Here is a 15,497-nt window from a genome sequence, read left to right as displayed (position 1 = left end):
GAAAATTGATTAGCCTAATAAATTGTTTGAGAATTGTTTGAGTGCCTGACACCTTTTTCGCTCAACAAAAAATCAGCGCCTATAAAATAGGCGCTGATTTTCTTATCGCTTATTGAGATTTTAATAATACCGTTTTACCCTTAATATCTTCCTTTTGGACAAATGTTTCATGATACGTACCGTTTGCCCAGTCCATTACTTGATCTTGATACCAATCCGATTTCACATGACCGCTTTGGCCAGGACCAACAATATGGAAGGCTGAGCTTAAATCACCAACATCAGCAACAAAACGCCATGATGCTCCGTGATTAACGTTACCCGCTAAATCATTATCGGCTGCTTGCACCGTCACCTTCGAGCCACCAATCGGAACCTTCTTGGCGTTAAAGTATGCGGCAAGTATCGGTGAAGCACTGCCTAAAGTGTGATCAAACGTTAGTTGATGGAAATCACCCCATTGCCATTTCGATACATTTTTCCCGAACTGATTTTCAATTTGCGCAACAGTACGCTCTAACGCCTCAAATACTGCGGCATCTACTCCCCCTTGCTCTTCCATCCAAATGCTTCTCTCACCTGCATATGTTTTACGTAGAAGCTGATCCGTAATATTAAATTTACCGTACATCATTTTATACATATCTTCTGGCATTTGCTCTTTAAATAACACTTCTTGCAATTGTAGCATTAACGTATGGAACACTAACGGGGCTCCTAAATCTTTAGCGTCCACCATGTTCCAATCCTCTAACATTGCTATGACTTCAGCATACTTCCCATCCTTATCCATCGTTTTTATAGATGTTAATAAATCAGGTAAAAATTCACGAGCATATAAATTGTGCTGATCCATCTGTAAATTCATCATATCTTCTACTGTTATTGAATCATTCGCTTCTAACACTTCCTTAATCCGTTCATAGCGATAAGGCTGTGCCCAAAAATCCGTAATATGATAAGGATATTCATCGCCTATCACCTCATTATTCGCTGTTGCAATAAAGCCTTGTTCTGGATTAACAACAGTCGGTAACTCATCCCAAGGAATAAAACCTTGCCAGCCATAATCACTTGAGTCACCAGGCACTGGTAATTGCCCATCCCCTTGCTTTCGCAACGGAATTTGGCCGTTTGCTTTATAAGCTATCGTGCCATCCTTAGATGCAAAAACAAAGTTTTGTGCAGGTGCTTTAAAATCTTCTAAAGCTTTCTCAAACTCATTCCAAGTTTTCGACTTATTAAAACCAAGCACTGCTCGCAATTCTGCAGTTGCTTGAAGTGCTGTCCACTGCATTGAAAATTGGGCTGAAGGCTCCGTTTCCTTAAATACTAAATCTGTCATAATGGGACCGTGGCGTGTAACGATTACTTCAAAGTCTACCGTTTCTCCATCTTTAACCTTTATCGGCTCGTCACGCACCTCTGCCTGCTCCCACTCACCGTCATAACGGAATTGTGTTGGATTATCTGGGTTTGGAATTTCAATATATAAATCCTGTACGTCAGGACCAACATTCGTTACCCCCCATGCGATTTCTTCGTTATGACCTAAAATAATGCCTGGAATCCCTGCAAATATTACACCGCTTACATTTTGTTCGGGTGATTGTAAATGCATTTGATACCAAATAGATGGTGTACTCAACCCTAAATGAGGGTCATCAGCCAAAATTGGCTTTCCTGACTTTGTTTTATCGCCAGATACTACCCAGTTATTACTTCCATTAAATTCATTTGGCAATAACTCCGCATTAAACTGCCCTACTACAGACACTGGATTTTCTTTATTTGCCTCAATAATTGATGATGCATTCTCAGGATACGTAATAAATAATTCCTTAGCTTTTTCTTCATCAAAATTTTGCAAAGCCCAATGGCGGAAGGCAAGTGTATTCCAATTTCCACCTAAATCATAAGCCATATATTTTCCGATTGTTAAAGAATCTACTACAGTCCATTCTTCTGGCTCGTAACCTAGTAACGCAAATTCATAGCTTAACGTATTCGTACTTTTCGCCTCTTCCATAAAGGCGTTTACTCCCTCGGCAAACCATTCAAGTACTTGCTTGCTAGCTGGATCATACGCTGCTAATGATTTTTCAGCTGCATTACGTAGACTAAATGTACGAAAATGCTTATCTGTCTCAATCGTCGCTTCCCCAATTATTTCCGACAGGCGACCACTAGCCTGCCTACGCGCTAGATCCATTTGAAACAATCGATCCTGTGCCTGTACATAGCCTTGAGCGCGATATAAATCCGCATCTGTCTCAGCAAATATATGAGGAACCCCTTTATCATCCCTTGTCACGGTCACATCTTCATCGAGCATGCTAACAGCGAGCTCTCCATCAATAATCGGTTTTGATTTATTCATAAACCATGTAAAGACAATAACAGATGTTATTACGACTACCGCCAACACGCCTGCGATTGCCAATAACCACTTTTTCCACTTAAACTTTCTCACCTTACAACCCCCTCTATAAGCAATATATTCTTTATTCAGCTTCTCAAATCCTTTTTCGCAAACTAGAATAACCTCAAATTTTATCGATTTTTGCTGCATTACGCTTATTTTTTCTATGTTCAATTACAATCTATTATCCAATTGAACAGTAAAAAACCGTATTTCCTAATGGAGAATACGGTTTCAAACAAAAGTGCCTCAACAAAAGTGTCAGGCACTCAAACAATTATACATTTAGCTGAAGTTCTATCGGGCAATGGTCACTACCCATTATATGCGGATGAATGGTAGCTACATCAATTTGTTCCTTTACACGCTCAGACACAATAAAATAGTCAATGCGCCATCCAATGTTGCGTTCACGAACTTTGTTCATATAAGACCACCACGTATAATGATCGGTTACATCTGGATGCTTGTAGCGGAAAGAATCTACAAAGCCACCTGCTAATAAATCTGTCATTTTAGCTCGCTCTTCATATGTAAAACCTGAATTGCCAATATTTGATTTTGCATTTTTTAAATCAATATCTGCATGTGCGACATTCAAATCCCCACAATAAATGACTGGTTTTTTTGCATCGAGTTCTTTTAAATACAACGCTAATCGATCTTCCCAATTTAATCGATAAGGCAATCTAGCTAAATCCCGTTGCGCATTTGGCGTATAAACATTTACTACATAAAAGTTGTCGTATTCTAATGTAATAATTCTTCCTTCATCCTGCGACTCGTCCTCACCAACACCGTAATGTACAGATAGAGGGGTGTGCTTTGTAAAAATCGCTGTACCTGAATAGCCTTTCTTCTGAGCGTAATTCCAATATTGCTCATAACCATCTAACATAAGCTCAACCTGCCCTGCTTGGCACTTTGTTTCCTGAATACAGAAGAAATCTGCATCTACACTATTAAAAAAATCTAAAAAACCTTTTCCTAAACAAGCTCGTATTCCATTTACATTCCATGAAATCAATTTCATTCTTTCCCACTCCTCAAAAAAACGCCCTTCGCCAAAGCGAAGAGCGGCATTGTATTTATAGGTCGTCACCGACAATTTTCACTTCTGTTTCTAAATCAATATCATACTTTTCTTTTACAACTCGTTGTACCATTTTGATTGTTGCAATATAGTCTGTAGCCGTAGCATTTCCTTTATTAACAATAAAGCCAGCATGTTTTGTAGAAACCTCTGCTCCACCGACCCCTTTTCCTTGTAGGCCGCTATCCTGAATAAGCTTACCTGCAAAGTGTCCTGGCGGGCGTTTAAAAACGCTACCTGCTGAAGGATACTCGAGTGGTTGCTTTGATTCACGCTGAAACGTTAAATCAGCAATTTTCGCATCAATTTCTTCCTTTACACCTTGCGCTAACTGAAACTCAGAAGACAGTACATAGTAACCTTTTTTGGCAATACTACTTTGACGGTAACCTAATTCTAGCTCTTCTTTTGATAATATTAATATTTCTCCTTCTTTTGTTAAAACTTTCGAAGAAATAATAATATCTTTTATTTCGCCACCATAAGCACCTGCATTCATCGCCATCGCTCCACCAATAGAGCCAGGGATGCCACACGCAAATTCAAAACCTGTTAGCGAGGCAGCAGCTGCAAGCTTTGATACATCTTTAATGAGTGCACCACTTTGTGCATAAACATGATCGCCATTAATATGAATTTCATCTAAATGTGAGAATGTCACAACAATCCCACGCATGCCTCCATCTCGGACAACCATGTTCGAGCCATTTCCTAACATTAATAATGGAATATTATTTTTATGTGCATAGCGAATAACGGCAATTGCTTCTTCCTCTGTTTCAGGGAGAACAAAAACATCCGCTTTACCACCTAATTTTGTCATTGTATATTTCTGTAATAATTCATCTAACTTAATATTGGCTGGATTTATGTCTTGTGCTAAATCCGCAGCCCATTGTTCTTTTGTCATGAGAGCTAATTCCTTTCTAACGTCCTTCTTACTCTACACTAGTATGGATTTAGAACCTCGATTTGACAAGTAAAATGAAGGGTATTTTTCGCGCTTTAACGGGCAGTTTGTTGTCCTTTTCAGTTATACTCGGTATTTTTCAGTACATCCAGGACTTTATAACTGCCCGATTTGTTCAACTGATCATCTAAGTAAAATGGTTATCACTTGATGAGTTTTAAACTATCTCGCGCATTCACACTGACATTTATAGCTGAATTATCACATTAATAGTTTCTCATACTATAGCCAGTTCGTTGCCCATGATTCAATATTACGAATAGCGCCTTCTAATGCTCGACCTTTATCCGTTAATGAATATTCTACACGTACAGGAACCTCCGAAAATACTTTACGTTCAACAAGCCCCTCTTTTTCGAGTTCCTTTAAACGTTCAGATAATAAACGGCCACTTACAGGCAATGCTGATTCAATTTCATTAAAGCGCTGCGATCCGTCTAATAATTGATATAAAATTAGCCCAGTCCAGCGTTTTCCGATTAAATCCATTGCCTTAGCTAAACGAGGACATAAAGTTGTCTCATTCATATTTTTCACCTCTTATGTATTCTATTGTAACGATTTATGTAGTAAAAGTAAATTTAAAGTAACTTATTTACTTGACGTAATGAGTTTACTATTTTATATTTAATTACAAAAAGTAACTTATATATTTGGAGGATTTATTAGCAATGACATTTAAAATTGATGCAAATTTAGAGCTTGAGCATTTACATTTACTTGTACAGTCACTAGAAACAATGTCGAGCTTTTATAAAAAGCTTGGACTTCAAGTACTCCATGAAACTACAACACAAGTGACATTTTCAATTCCAGGCAATACAAAGCCTATTTTAGTTTTATCAACAGAGGAAGGGGTAGCGATTCGTCCACCTCGTACGACTGGTTTATTCCACTTTGCTATTTTAGTTCCTTCTCGGGAAGATTTAGCATATGTGATTGGCAATTTATTAAATACAGGCATATCTATTACTGGGGCTGGAGATCATATTTACTCGGAAGCCTTTTACTTAAACGATCCTGAAGGTAACGGCATAGAAATCTATCATGATCGCCCTCGTTCTGAATGGATTGGCGATGGTCATGGTGGGCTTGTCACTGGCACAGAGGCAGTGGATATAGAAGGCGTGATGGCATTATATGATCGTCAGCGTCCTTGGGCAGGGTTCCCTAAAGGAACGGTACTCGGCCACATCCATTTAAATGTGAGCATTCTAAATGAAGCAACAACTTACTTCTATATAGATGCACTCGGTTTTGATATTATGACTAACTTCCATGATAGCGCACTTTTCATTTCTGCTGGTGGTTATCATCATCATATCGCCGTCAACATCTGGCAAGGGACCGGTGCACCAGTGCCACCAAAAAAAACAACTGGTTTACTTAGCTATACATTATCACTTTCTTCACAGGAAGAATTACAAAAGTTGCTGTCTAATTTAAAAGACAAGGAAATTCCATATACATTTGACAATGAACAGATAGTAGTTATAGATAACAATGAAGATGCAATGATTTTCTATGTTCGTTAATTATTTCAAATTATAATAGAATGAAATATTTTCATTAAAAGTCATATCTTTATTAGGAAAATTGACGTCACGTTGCGACTTATTATAGAAGTACGTTAGGGAAATCAATAAAAGTTGATGATTGGAAAGAATGTAGATAGAGAATAATACACTTTCGAGATTTCATATCAGAGGCATTGAAATTATATCCAAAGAAATATACGTGGCATATCCCTAAACATTTACGTGAATTTAACATTTAAACTGGTGATATTGTTGTTGTTAGAAAAGTGATGTCACCCTGTTTAGTAGCAGAAGTTTTTCGGGAAGAATTAGAAGATACAGGAAAACGATATAAAAGAATTATAGGGGTTTTGGAAAAAGCGCCAGTAACCAGTAAAAAATTAAGTAAATAAAAAAATTGAGAATAGCAAAAGCTGTTGTCTTTTTGTTTTGATAGGGGTTCATTTCTTATGTAAACAAAGTCGAAAAAATCGACTTTGTTTACAGTCTGGAATCGGACAAATTTATTTCCCGGTTTTTCTTATACAAATATTATTTTCGAAACATGATAGCAACAGCTAATGAAGAGAAACCTACTACAATAGCTATAGGAATCGAACGAGCGGTTAATTCAGCCGCTAAATAATTTGATTGAAGAACAATTATAAAACTAATCGATGAAATTATTAGTATAGTAAGCAAAAACCATTTAACGATCTGTTGAATCACTTTAAGAACCTACTTTCTATCAACTGAATAATGTTTTATAGCTGGTTTTCCTACACTACCGTAGTATGTTTTAGTCCATAACAAACCATCCCAATTGGATCTGTGTTCTTGTACAATTTTTACTCTATGTGTGTGTCTTCCTTGCTTATAGTAAAAATCTCTACTAGAATAACCTGCGTCAGGACCCGATAAAACAACTTCTTCAGTTATTTTTTTGCTGCCCGATGCACTGAATCCGAAAGAAGATTTAACTTTTGGTAAAGCCTTACTCGGAATATCACTACTAAATGTACCTGAAATAGTAGCTGATACTTCTGTTGAACTTTTATAAGACATACCTCTTGCAATACTCATAATAAAATATGGTCTTGATAACCAAGACCAGCTTTGAGTTATACCCTGATCATAAACTAAATACGTGTCATATTCCCTATAATTGTCGAGTGTTTTGATTCCATCTAAGTTCTCTTCTATATAGTATCCAATTAAAACTTGGTAAACTCCATCATAGTTTTCTGTTACGGGTTCCGAAAGTTCAATATAGTTATAACCATCTAGAGTGCTTCCTGTCAGAAACTCAATTTCATTATCTGGAATTTTGTTATCCATGAAATTTGTTTCTGCTTTAGCAATATTCAGTGATCCAAATACAGTGAACATCAAAGTTGTCGCAATAATTAAAGACCAAATCTTTCTCATCATTACTACCTCTTTTTTATTGAATTATCTCCTTTTTTTAATTTACCAAAGATAAAAGGAAGAAAATAAAGTTTTCATGTTCAGCATAATTTTACCTCCTTTTTTTTAAAAAATGTAACATGAGAATATTAATTAAGTAATAATATTTTGTAAAGATTTTGTTACAGAATATTACTAGAAGACACTATTTGTAGGAGTTCTATAATCGTTCTTTTGCAAAATAAGCTTTCTTTATCTGTACTTAACAACGCTAGACGATTCGTTTTGATGTATTGACTGCTCGCTGAAATCGCTGCATCTAATAATTGATACATAATCACTTCTAATCGCGCGTGAGTTATCTCTACACTCGACGTTGATATAACAGTGTTTTGAGCCGAATTCTGATGTTTACTTAGGTGTTTAAAGTCCTTTTTAGATTGCCATTTCATACACAGTTATACGGTACATTAGACAATGGGCAAAAAATAATAATTCACCTGAATTAACAGTGCCGCCAAAACCGTTACAAAACGGACAGACACAGGTGGTTCAGGCTACTCTAGTGCTCATACCTCCTACTATGTCACTTTTGAAGTTCAAAGTGGAGATCGTTTAGAGCTAAAGCTCGATGGTAGAAGCTATGGGCAGCTAGCTGAACATGACTTTGGCATATTAACGTTTCAAGGTACTCGCTTTAAAACATTTGAACGCCATAAAAAAGAGAGCTACGATGAATAATCGTGCTCTCTTTTTTACATAAGTAGTATTACTTAATTAAATATTTACCGAAGCCACCTTCTGTATCACCAAGATACTCAATGTTGCTACCTGCTGGGATGACTTTTTGTGCATCCTTAGCCGAGTGGTAAATAATCTTTGTATTAGCTGGGAATGGTACAAATGACCAGTTATTATCCGCAGCTGGATTAATTGTTTTGTTTGCCATAATATAATCAATTACTGCTTGACGATTTTCATAAGCATAATTTGTTACGTTTGTGCCTTCTGCATTTTTAAACGTTGCTCCATAAGAACCACCAACACGGTAATTGTTTGTGATGATAATGAATTCTTGCTCTAAATCAATTGGCTTACCATTGTATTGTACATTTTTAATACGGTTTGCTTTGTCATCTAAAACAACACCGCGACGATCATATTTTGCTGGAGACGTTACATCAATTTGATATGTTAAACCATCTAAAACATCAAAGTTGTAAGAGCGTGCTTCCGCATCAATAATATTTTGTTCCTCAGTTTTCGTTGGATCAATTGTTGCGAAAATACCAGCAGCCATTTCTAACCATTCGATAGCTTGTGCACCTGTTACTTTTATCGTTGCAACCGTATTATCGTAATGATAGATGTCCGCCATGTTTTTAATAGCAAGTGGACCTACAGGAATGTTTGTGAAGTCTGCAGGGTTATTGCGTGAACCCGCTTTGAAGGGAGCACCCGCAGAAAGAATAGGTGTGTTTTCATCAGCAGTCCCTTTCAGTTCCTTTTCAATAAACCATTTTTGAGCTTGTGTTACGATTTGGATAGATGGATCATCTTGAACCATTGAGAAGTAGCTATGAATAGGTGCAGTCGTTTCACCAACAGCTTGGCGAATATACGTTAATGTACCTTCATGTGCTTCTTTTATAGCGTTTAACACAGTTGAAGATGGTTGTAATCCTTCTTGCTTAATAGAACGGATTGACCCTTGTCCATTGACAACAACCCATTTCGAACCTTGTTGTTCTAATTTCAAATCAATTACACCAAGGTGGCTACCATAGCTTCCTGCCATAACTGTTGGAACGCCATTAATTGTCCCTTTTTCTTGATCGACATTTTTAAGGTCTTTATAGTCACCTGGGAATGTTAAATGTGAGTGACCAGTAATTAACGCATCGATACCTTCAATTTCAGAAATTTGGTATCCTACATTTTCAGCGCCTTTTACATTCGTATCTTCACCGATACCTGAATGAGAAAGCACGACGATTACATCTGCACCTGCTTTTTGCATTTCAGGTACAACTTCTTTAATTGCCTCTACAGGCTCCTGCATTTCAACTTTACCTTCTAGATGAATGGCATCCCATTCAACAATTTTCGTTGGTACAATACCTGTTACACCCACTTTTAGTGCATGTTTTTTACCTGTATTGTCCACAACCTCTTTATCGATAATAACAAATGGTGTATACATATGTTCTTTTGTTTTTGCATCGTAAGTGTTCGCATTCACGACTGGATATTGTGCATCATTGAGTACTTCCGTTAAAAAATCTAAACCATAGTTGAATTCATGATTTCCTAAAGTGCCGCCATCATATTTTAATGCGTTTAAAGCAGCAATAGCTGGATGAGTTTCGCCTGGTTTTAACACATTTTCTAACGCTTTATAGGAACCTAGTGGTGTTCCTTGAATTAAATCACCATTATCAAATAATAATGTATTAGGATTTTCTGTACGTGCTTGCTCAATAAGAGCAGCAGTGTTTGCTAGACCAACATCAGCAGATTCAGCATCTAAATAGTAGTTATAGTTTGCTAAATTTGTATGAATATCAGTAGTTCCTAAAATTTGAAGATCCACTGTTGTTGAAGATGTAGGTACTTTGTATTCAGCTACAAAACGTTCAATAATACTTTGCATTTGATCAGCTGTCACATAGTCACGCGGACGAATTGTATTATCTTCGTATCCTTGTAAAATGTTTGCTGCTACAGCATTTGCTAAATCTTGCTTATGTGTGTCAGCAACTTGATCTGCATCTTTGAACTTGTCTAATTCATTAAGTGATGCATTGTTTGCGACTAATCCACGAGCAGAAATAACAAATGCCTGTTGGCGTGTTAGCTTATCATTTGGACCAAATAATGTTGCTGTCTTCCCTTTAATTAACTTTAGTTCTACCGCTTTTTCCACATAAGGGGCTAAATCCTTTGGGACATCCGTAAAACCAAGTGAAGACCCATCGCCAAGCTCGACGTCTAAGCTTTCTACTAGTTCCTTCACGTAATCCCCACGTGTTACATCATTAGCTGCAGCATTCGCTGAAAAGCCAAATGGCAATACAGCAAATAGAACAAGTAACAGGGCTAACATTTTAGTTATTAATTTCTTATTCAAGCAATTACCTCCCTATAAATATAATATTTTCCTGCAAATTCTATTATATTATACTAATCATTAATTTAACTGAATACTTAGACCTAATTGTATGTACTTTTAAACTAATAGCAGAACACTTTCTTAACAAATCACACATTATTATTATTTCTTATTTTTCATTGTTTATAGTATGTTATTTTATGTAAATGTCTAATAACTGTGCAACACCAATATGTCATACCTTCATACCTCTACCATACTTCTATAAAACTAATAAAAAAAGCCCTCCCAATATTGAGAGGACTTTTAGTAAAAAAAAGTTACTTATGCTTTTACAGCTTGTAAAGATTTTGCTAGTTCTTTAACAGCTTCTAGGCCGTTTGCAATAATTTCTTCTGCTTTATCTGGTGTAGCATTATGACCTTCAATGATAACTTCATTGATAATTTCCATACCGAATACGCCACCAACTACGTTTTTAATGTAGTTTACTGACATTTCCATAGGTTGTGCTTCTGGTGCTGAATAATAACCACCACGAGCATTAAGAATGATAGCTTTTTTATCAGTCATTAAACCAACTAATTGACCGTTTTCATCATATTTGAAAGTGAAACCAGCTTGGTATACATAGTCAATGAAAGTTTGTAATGTAGCTGGGATTGTTAAGTTCCATAATGGGAAAGCAAATACTACTAAGTCTGCTGCAGTTAATGCATCCATAGCTTTTTGTTTTGCAGCTAAAATGCGTGATTCGATATCAGTTAATTCTTCACCGCTTTGAACTTTACCAAATGCGTTGAAAAGATCTTGACCGAAGTAAGGCATATCTTCAGCGTATACATCGAATGTAGTTACGTTTACATCTTGTAAGCTTTCCATGAAAGTGTCATACATTTTTGTTGAAATTCCGTCTGGACGGTTGTTAGCTTTTACTACTAATACGTTCATTATATAAATCTCCCTTAAATATCTTAGTTTAATATCTCTCGAATTCAAGATATATACTTATAATAATAAAATAACATTAAAAAGTCAACGTCCCAAACATCAGACTTTTGACTGAATAATTGTAGTAGAAAACCTTAACATGTTCCAAACGAATACGCCTCGGCGTGATTGCGTCCCGATTTTTTAAGCTTGCTTGAAAAGCTCATTTATAAAATCGATGCCATACGCCGCGGCTTTTAACTTGATTCAGCCGAAGATGAACCCCACTGCATTGACTCCTAATTTAAGTTAAAAATTACAGCTATCATCTGTACATACGCCTGCGTCTCCAGAGCCTTCCATTTTTAAAGTAGGCTGCAAACCTTCTTCCTCTGCTACTTTACGTAATGTATTTTCAAATACCTCTTGTGGTTGTGCTCCTGAAATACCATATTTACGATTTAGCACAAAAAACGGAACTCCTTTAACACCAAGCTGAAGGCCCTCTTGTATGTCTACTTCCACATCAGCTTTAAAATCATCGCTAGCAAGAACCTTTAACACATCATCACGGTTTAGGCCTACTTGTTCTGCAATGCTAACTAACACATCATCATGACTAATGCGTTTTGCATCTATAAAATAGCTGTGTAAAAGTGCCTCAACAAGTGCTGTAGCGTCTCCTTGTTGTTCCGCCCATTTCACAAGTCGATGCGCTTTTAAAGTGTTTTCTGCCATCATCTTATCGAAGTTATAGTTTAACCCTACTTCTTTTGCACGCGCTGTCACACCTTGTGTCATTTCTTTCGCTTTATCTAATGACATACTATATTTTTTAGCCAAAGATTCATAGATTGACTCATTCGTATCTTCTGGCGTTGTTGGATCAAGCTGATAACTTTTATACACAAGTTCCACCTGTCCCTCAAAGCCTGTATCCTGAATCGCCTTTTCTAATTGCTTTTTGCCAATATAACAAAATGGACAAACATAATCTGACCAAATTTCAATTTTCATAATGAAACACGCTCCTTTTGCTACATTGTAACGACACCAGTTCCCTCGAAGCAATTTTTATGCTTCATTGCATAAATTTTCAAAGCTATCTCCATACTAAGCCTAAAAACACTGTGAGGGTTATTTATGACACAATCTCTTTGGCTAGCAACGACCGACTCCGATTCATTGCCATCATTGACGGCTTCAACGAAATGTGATGTTTGTATTATCGGGGGAGGGTTGACTGGACTTTATACTGCCTATGTCTTAGCAAAAGCAGGCGTTGACGTTGTACTACTTGAAGCAAATGCTAAGCTTAGTCATGGTACGACTGGTCATTCAACAGGAAAATTAACTGCACAGCACGGCTTAGTGTATGCGAATCTTATCGAAAAGCTTTCTGTAGATGATGCCCGACTGTACTATCAATTGAATCAGCTTGCTATAGAGAAAGCATTACAGTTACTTCCTAAAGATTCCGTTCAACAGGTGGATTCATTACTTTATTGTCAAACGAAAGAAGGCTACTCGCAATTATTAAAAGAATGGAATGCCTATAAAGTATTAAATATAAAGTCCAAAATCACATCGGACACGGAGCTCCCATTCCCAGTTACTAAAGCGCTCAGCCTATCACAACAGGCGCAAATAAATCCTGTAACAGTTAGCAACTTTCTTATTAAAGAGGCGTTATCTATGGGCGCTAAACTGTATGCGAATACCCGTGTTCAGCAACTACAAATTGCACAAAATAACTTACATACCGAAAAAAATATATCGGTTCAATACAACAAGCTAATTTTGTGTACACACTATCCCATTGAAGCATTTAAAGGGCTACAACTTTTCAAGCTTTCAAATAACCGCTCTTATATGGTCGCTAGCAAAATAACTGAGACGTTCAAAGGGCAATATTTATCAGTTGATTTCCCTTCCCGCTCTATTCGAACGGCAACAATAAATGATGAACATTATTTATTGCTCGGTGGGGCAAATCATATAGCTGGTGAAACGACAAATACAGAACCCTATTACGATGCTATTCAAAATGAAATGAAAGACCACTTTGGGCAGGAACCATTATATAGATGGTCTGCTCAAGACATCGAAACACCAGACATGGTACCTTACGTCGGAAGAATTACAAAGTCCTTACCTAATGTCTATATAGCGACAGGGTATCGTAAATGGGGCATTTCCAATTCTTTTGTAGCTGGAGACTTACTGTCATCCCTAATTACAGGTACTAAAAATGCTAATGATGCAAGTGCACTCTATTCACCAACACGCACGAAATTTGGTGCTCAATTTATGCAAATGCTAAAGGTTGGTGGCTTCGTAGCAAAGGAATTTGTCTCAGGACATATAAGAAACGGCAACGCTCCAACTTGTACGCATTTAGGCTGTAAAACGAAATGGAATGAAGCTGATGAAACATGGGATTGCCCATGCCACGGTTCCCGATTTAATTCACAAGGTGAAGTGCTAGAAGGGCCAGCAGTACAGCCATTAAAGCTTGACTAAAAAGGACAGCCGCATTATGGCACCATCATTTCCTCTAGCAAGAGCTTTAGTGGAAGGTTGCAAAGGCGGTGCCTCCTGCGAGATTGCACGCATAGTTAGACGCAACAGGCGGTGCAATAGTGATCGTTGCAGCTTACGGTATGCTGGCAGAAAGCTCAGCCGTCGCAGACAACATTGACAATGCAAAAAAGTGTTAGATTGATAACAGTCAATCTAACACTTTTCCTTTTTGTCCTAGCCACATTTACGTTTGGGCTATTCCTTAAATTATTTTAAAGCTTCCGTTAATACAGGAACGATTTGTTTTTTACGAGAAACAACACCTGGTAATACAACACGGCTGTTTGTAAGCTCAGCACCAAATGCTTTTGCTGCAGCTTCTGCAACTTGTCCGATTGCAACTGCTGTTGAATCATTGTTTAAAATATCTGTTACAACAAAGAAGAATAAGTCTAAGCCATTTTCAGCAACATTTTTGTTTAAAAGAATTTCTAATTCCTCTTGTCGACCAAGTACGTCATTAATATCGACAGCATTCACTTGAGCAACTACTGATTTATATTCACCAAACTGGAACTCTTTAGCATCTAATGATAAAAGATCTTCTAGTGATTTATCTGAAAGATCAGCGCCTGCTTTCAACATTGCTAGGCCATAGTCAGCCGCATCAACGCCAGCAATTGCTGCTAGCTCTTGTGCAGCTTTGACATCCTGTTCTGTACAAGTTGGCGATTTGAATAATAATGTATCGGAAATAATAGCAGACAACATTAAACCTGCAATGTTTGATGGTACTTCAACATCATTTTCTTTAAAAATTTTATTTAAAATAGTTGCCGTACAACCAACAGGCTCTGCACGGTAGTACAATGGGTCTGCTGTTTGGAAGTTTGCAATACGGTGGTGATCTATTACCTCAGTAATTTGTACTTCTTCAATTCCGTCAGCTGATTGTTGGAATTCGTTATGGTCTACAAGAATAACTTTTTCCGCTTCCCCTACTACGGAAGTAATTAAACGAGGTGCCTCAAAGCCAAATTTCTCTAGGGCATATTTTGTTTCATTATTTACTTCACCAAGACGTACTGCTTCACTATCTACGCCAACTTGTTGTTTTAAATAGGCATATACAATTGCAGATGTAATCGTATCTGTATCAGGATTTTTATGTCCGAAAACTAAAACTTTACTCATTAATACTTTTCCTCCTAAATGGCTTCTACATTTTCATTTATTTTAACATAATTTATGATAGAACATGATATAAAGTAAAACTTTCATCATCTACCATTTTCGTCAACTATCTTCTTGTTCAATGAGGCAGCGCTATACTATAATAAAAGAATTCCACTTCTTTTCATAGTTTATCTATTTATTACCAAGCATTATTTTACTTTTTCTATGTTAAGCATAAATTTCCTTATTTTAGATGGATATATAGTTGTGATTTTTATACAAGAAACGATAATTTTATGCTATTATCATGTAGTCAAAATTTTTTTTTAGGAATTACAGGAATGGGG

General features: G+C 36.9%; 13 protein-coding genes and 1 pseudogene. 4 read left to right on the top strand and 10 right to left on the bottom strand.

What is annotated here, in order from left to right:
- Positions 1-109: 109 nt before the first annotated feature.
- The 4 genes from ACIQ1H_RS18785 to ACIQ1H_RS18770 all read right to left on the bottom strand — a co-directional run bounded on the left by ACIQ1H_RS18785 (position 110) and on the right by ACIQ1H_RS18770 (position 5,013).
- On the bottom strand, positions 110-2,473 hold the full coding sequence (locus tag ACIQ1H_RS18785) for a penicillin acylase family protein (protein WP_402890936.1): 2,364 nt from the start codon (positions 2,471-2,473) through the stop codon (positions 110-112).
- Between the two features lie 226 nt (positions 2,474-2,699).
- Positions 2,700-3,455: an exodeoxyribonuclease III gene (locus ACIQ1H_RS18780; RefSeq protein WP_402890934.1), complete on the bottom strand. Its 756-nt coding sequence runs from the start codon at positions 3,453-3,455 to the stop codon at positions 2,700-2,702.
- A gap of 55 nt (positions 3,456-3,510) precedes the next feature.
- On the bottom strand, positions 3,511-4,425 hold the full coding sequence (murB, locus tag ACIQ1H_RS18775) for a UDP-N-acetylmuramate dehydrogenase (RefSeq protein ID WP_402890932.1): 915 nt from the start codon (positions 4,423-4,425) through the stop codon (positions 3,511-3,513).
- A gap of 282 nt (positions 4,426-4,707) precedes the next feature.
- Positions 4,708-5,013 carry a winged helix-turn-helix transcriptional regulator gene (locus ACIQ1H_RS18770; RefSeq protein WP_173479393.1) on the bottom strand — a complete coding sequence of 102 codons (306 nt, stop codon included), beginning with the start codon at positions 5,011-5,013 and terminating at the stop codon, positions 4,708-4,710.
- A gap of 143 nt (positions 5,014-5,156) precedes the next feature.
- On the opposite strand from ACIQ1H_RS18770, the gene ACIQ1H_RS18765 reads away from it, so the two are divergent.
- Together ACIQ1H_RS18765 and ACIQ1H_RS18760 are read left to right on the top strand one after the other, a co-directional pair.
- Complete coding sequence (locus ACIQ1H_RS18765; RefSeq protein WP_402890928.1) at positions 5,157-6,020, top strand: VOC family protein; 864 nt, start codon at positions 5,157-5,159, stop codon at positions 6,018-6,020.
- A gap of 176 nt (positions 6,021-6,196) precedes the next feature.
- A pseudogene (locus ACIQ1H_RS18760) lies at positions 6,197-6,415 on the top strand (DUF5839 family protein).
- Between the two features lie 139 nt (positions 6,416-6,554).
- Here ACIQ1H_RS18760 and ACIQ1H_RS18755 read toward each other — a convergent pair.
- Both ACIQ1H_RS18755 and ACIQ1H_RS18750 read right to left on the bottom strand, forming a co-directional pair.
- The gene (locus ACIQ1H_RS18755) at positions 6,555-6,731 is read right to left on the bottom strand and encodes a hypothetical protein (RefSeq protein WP_337980303.1); all 177 of its coding nucleotides are present in this window, start codon (positions 6,729-6,731) and stop codon (positions 6,555-6,557) included.
- Between the two features lie 9 nt (positions 6,732-6,740).
- Positions 6,741-7,433 (bottom strand): hypothetical protein, encoded by a 693-nt coding sequence (locus ACIQ1H_RS18750; RefSeq protein ID WP_402890924.1) that lies wholly within the window; start codon positions 7,431-7,433, stop codon positions 6,741-6,743.
- A gap of 480 nt (positions 7,434-7,913) precedes the next feature.
- Between ACIQ1H_RS18750 and ACIQ1H_RS18745 the strand changes: the two genes are divergently transcribed.
- The gene (locus tag ACIQ1H_RS18745) at positions 7,914-8,150 is read left to right on the top strand and encodes a DUF2500 domain-containing protein (protein ID WP_402890996.1); all 237 of its coding nucleotides are present in this window, start codon (positions 7,914-7,916) and stop codon (positions 8,148-8,150) included.
- Between the two features lie 28 nt (positions 8,151-8,178).
- Here the strand turns inward: ACIQ1H_RS18745 and ACIQ1H_RS18740 are convergent, their stop codons facing one another.
- The 3 genes from ACIQ1H_RS18740 to ACIQ1H_RS18730 all read right to left on the bottom strand — a co-directional run bounded on the left by ACIQ1H_RS18740 (position 8,179) and on the right by ACIQ1H_RS18730 (position 12,468).
- Positions 8,179-10,539 carry a bifunctional 2',3'-cyclic-nucleotide 2'-phosphodiesterase/3'-nucleotidase gene (locus ACIQ1H_RS18740; RefSeq protein ID WP_337980301.1) on the bottom strand — a complete coding sequence of 787 codons (2,361 nt, stop codon included), beginning with the start codon at positions 10,537-10,539 and terminating at the stop codon, positions 8,179-8,181.
- Between the two features lie 306 nt (positions 10,540-10,845).
- Positions 10,846-11,472 (bottom strand): FMN-dependent NADH-azoreductase, encoded by a 627-nt coding sequence (locus ACIQ1H_RS18735; RefSeq protein ID WP_173479390.1) that lies wholly within the window; start codon positions 11,470-11,472, stop codon positions 10,846-10,848.
- Between the two features lie 288 nt (positions 11,473-11,760).
- Entirely contained in the window at positions 11,761-12,468 is a 708-nt protein-coding gene (locus ACIQ1H_RS18730) for a DsbA family oxidoreductase (RefSeq protein WP_402890920.1), read from the bottom strand.
- Between the two features lie 126 nt (positions 12,469-12,594).
- Between ACIQ1H_RS18730 and ACIQ1H_RS18725 the strand changes: the two genes are divergently transcribed.
- The gene (locus tag ACIQ1H_RS18725; RefSeq protein ID WP_402890917.1) at positions 12,595-13,974 is read left to right on the top strand and encodes an FAD-dependent oxidoreductase; all 1,380 of its coding nucleotides are present in this window, start codon (positions 12,595-12,597) and stop codon (positions 13,972-13,974) included.
- Between the two features lie 267 nt (positions 13,975-14,241).
- On the opposite strand, the gene ACIQ1H_RS18720 is transcribed toward ACIQ1H_RS18725, so the two are convergent.
- A complete protein-coding gene (locus ACIQ1H_RS18720) occupies positions 14,242-15,168 on the bottom strand; it encodes a manganese-dependent inorganic pyrophosphatase (protein WP_402890915.1) in 927 nt (308 codons plus the stop codon).
- Positions 15,169-15,497 lie beyond the last annotated feature (329 nt).

It is taken from the genome of Lysinibacillus sp. NPDC097279 (assembly GCF_044761745.1).
Classification (GTDB): domain Bacteria; phylum Bacillota; class Bacilli; order Bacillales_A; family Planococcaceae; genus Lysinibacillus.
Note: the sequence above shows the minus strand (reverse complement) of the source record. Positions and strands in the feature narration are given on the sequence as shown.

Excerpts from the sequence above, each read along its gene's own strand:
- ACIQ1H_RS18770 (WP_173479393.1), bottom strand. The coding sequence starts at position 5,013 with ATGAATGAGACAACTTTATGTCCTCGTTTAGCTAAGGCAATGGATTTA.
- ACIQ1H_RS18780 (WP_402890934.1), bottom strand. The coding sequence starts at position 3,455 with ATGAAATTGATTTCATGGAATGTAAATGGAATACGAGCTTGTTTAGGA.
- ACIQ1H_RS18765 (WP_402890928.1), top strand. The coding sequence starts at position 5,157 with ATGACATTTAAAATTGATGCAAATTTAGAGCTTGAGCATTTACATTTA.
- ACIQ1H_RS18725 (WP_402890917.1), top strand. The coding sequence starts at position 12,595 with ATGACACAATCTCTTTGGCTAGCAACGACCGACTCCGATTCATTGCCA.
- ACIQ1H_RS18750 (WP_402890924.1), bottom strand. The coding sequence starts at position 7,433 with ATGATGAGAAAGATTTGGTCTTTAATTATTGCGACAACTTTGATGTTC.
- ACIQ1H_RS18720 (WP_402890915.1), bottom strand. The coding sequence starts at position 15,168 with ATGAGTAAAGTTTTAGTTTTCGGACATAAAAATCCTGATACAGATACG.
- ACIQ1H_RS18730 (WP_402890920.1), bottom strand. The coding sequence starts at position 12,468 with ATGAAAATTGAAATTTGGTCAGATTATGTTTGTCCATTTTGTTATATT.
- ACIQ1H_RS18735 (WP_173479390.1), bottom strand. The coding sequence starts at position 11,472 with ATGAACGTATTAGTAGTAAAAGCTAACAACCGTCCAGACGGAATTTCA.
- murB (WP_402890932.1), bottom strand. The coding sequence starts at position 4,425 with ATGACAAAAGAACAATGGGCTGCGGATTTAGCACAAGACATAAATCCA.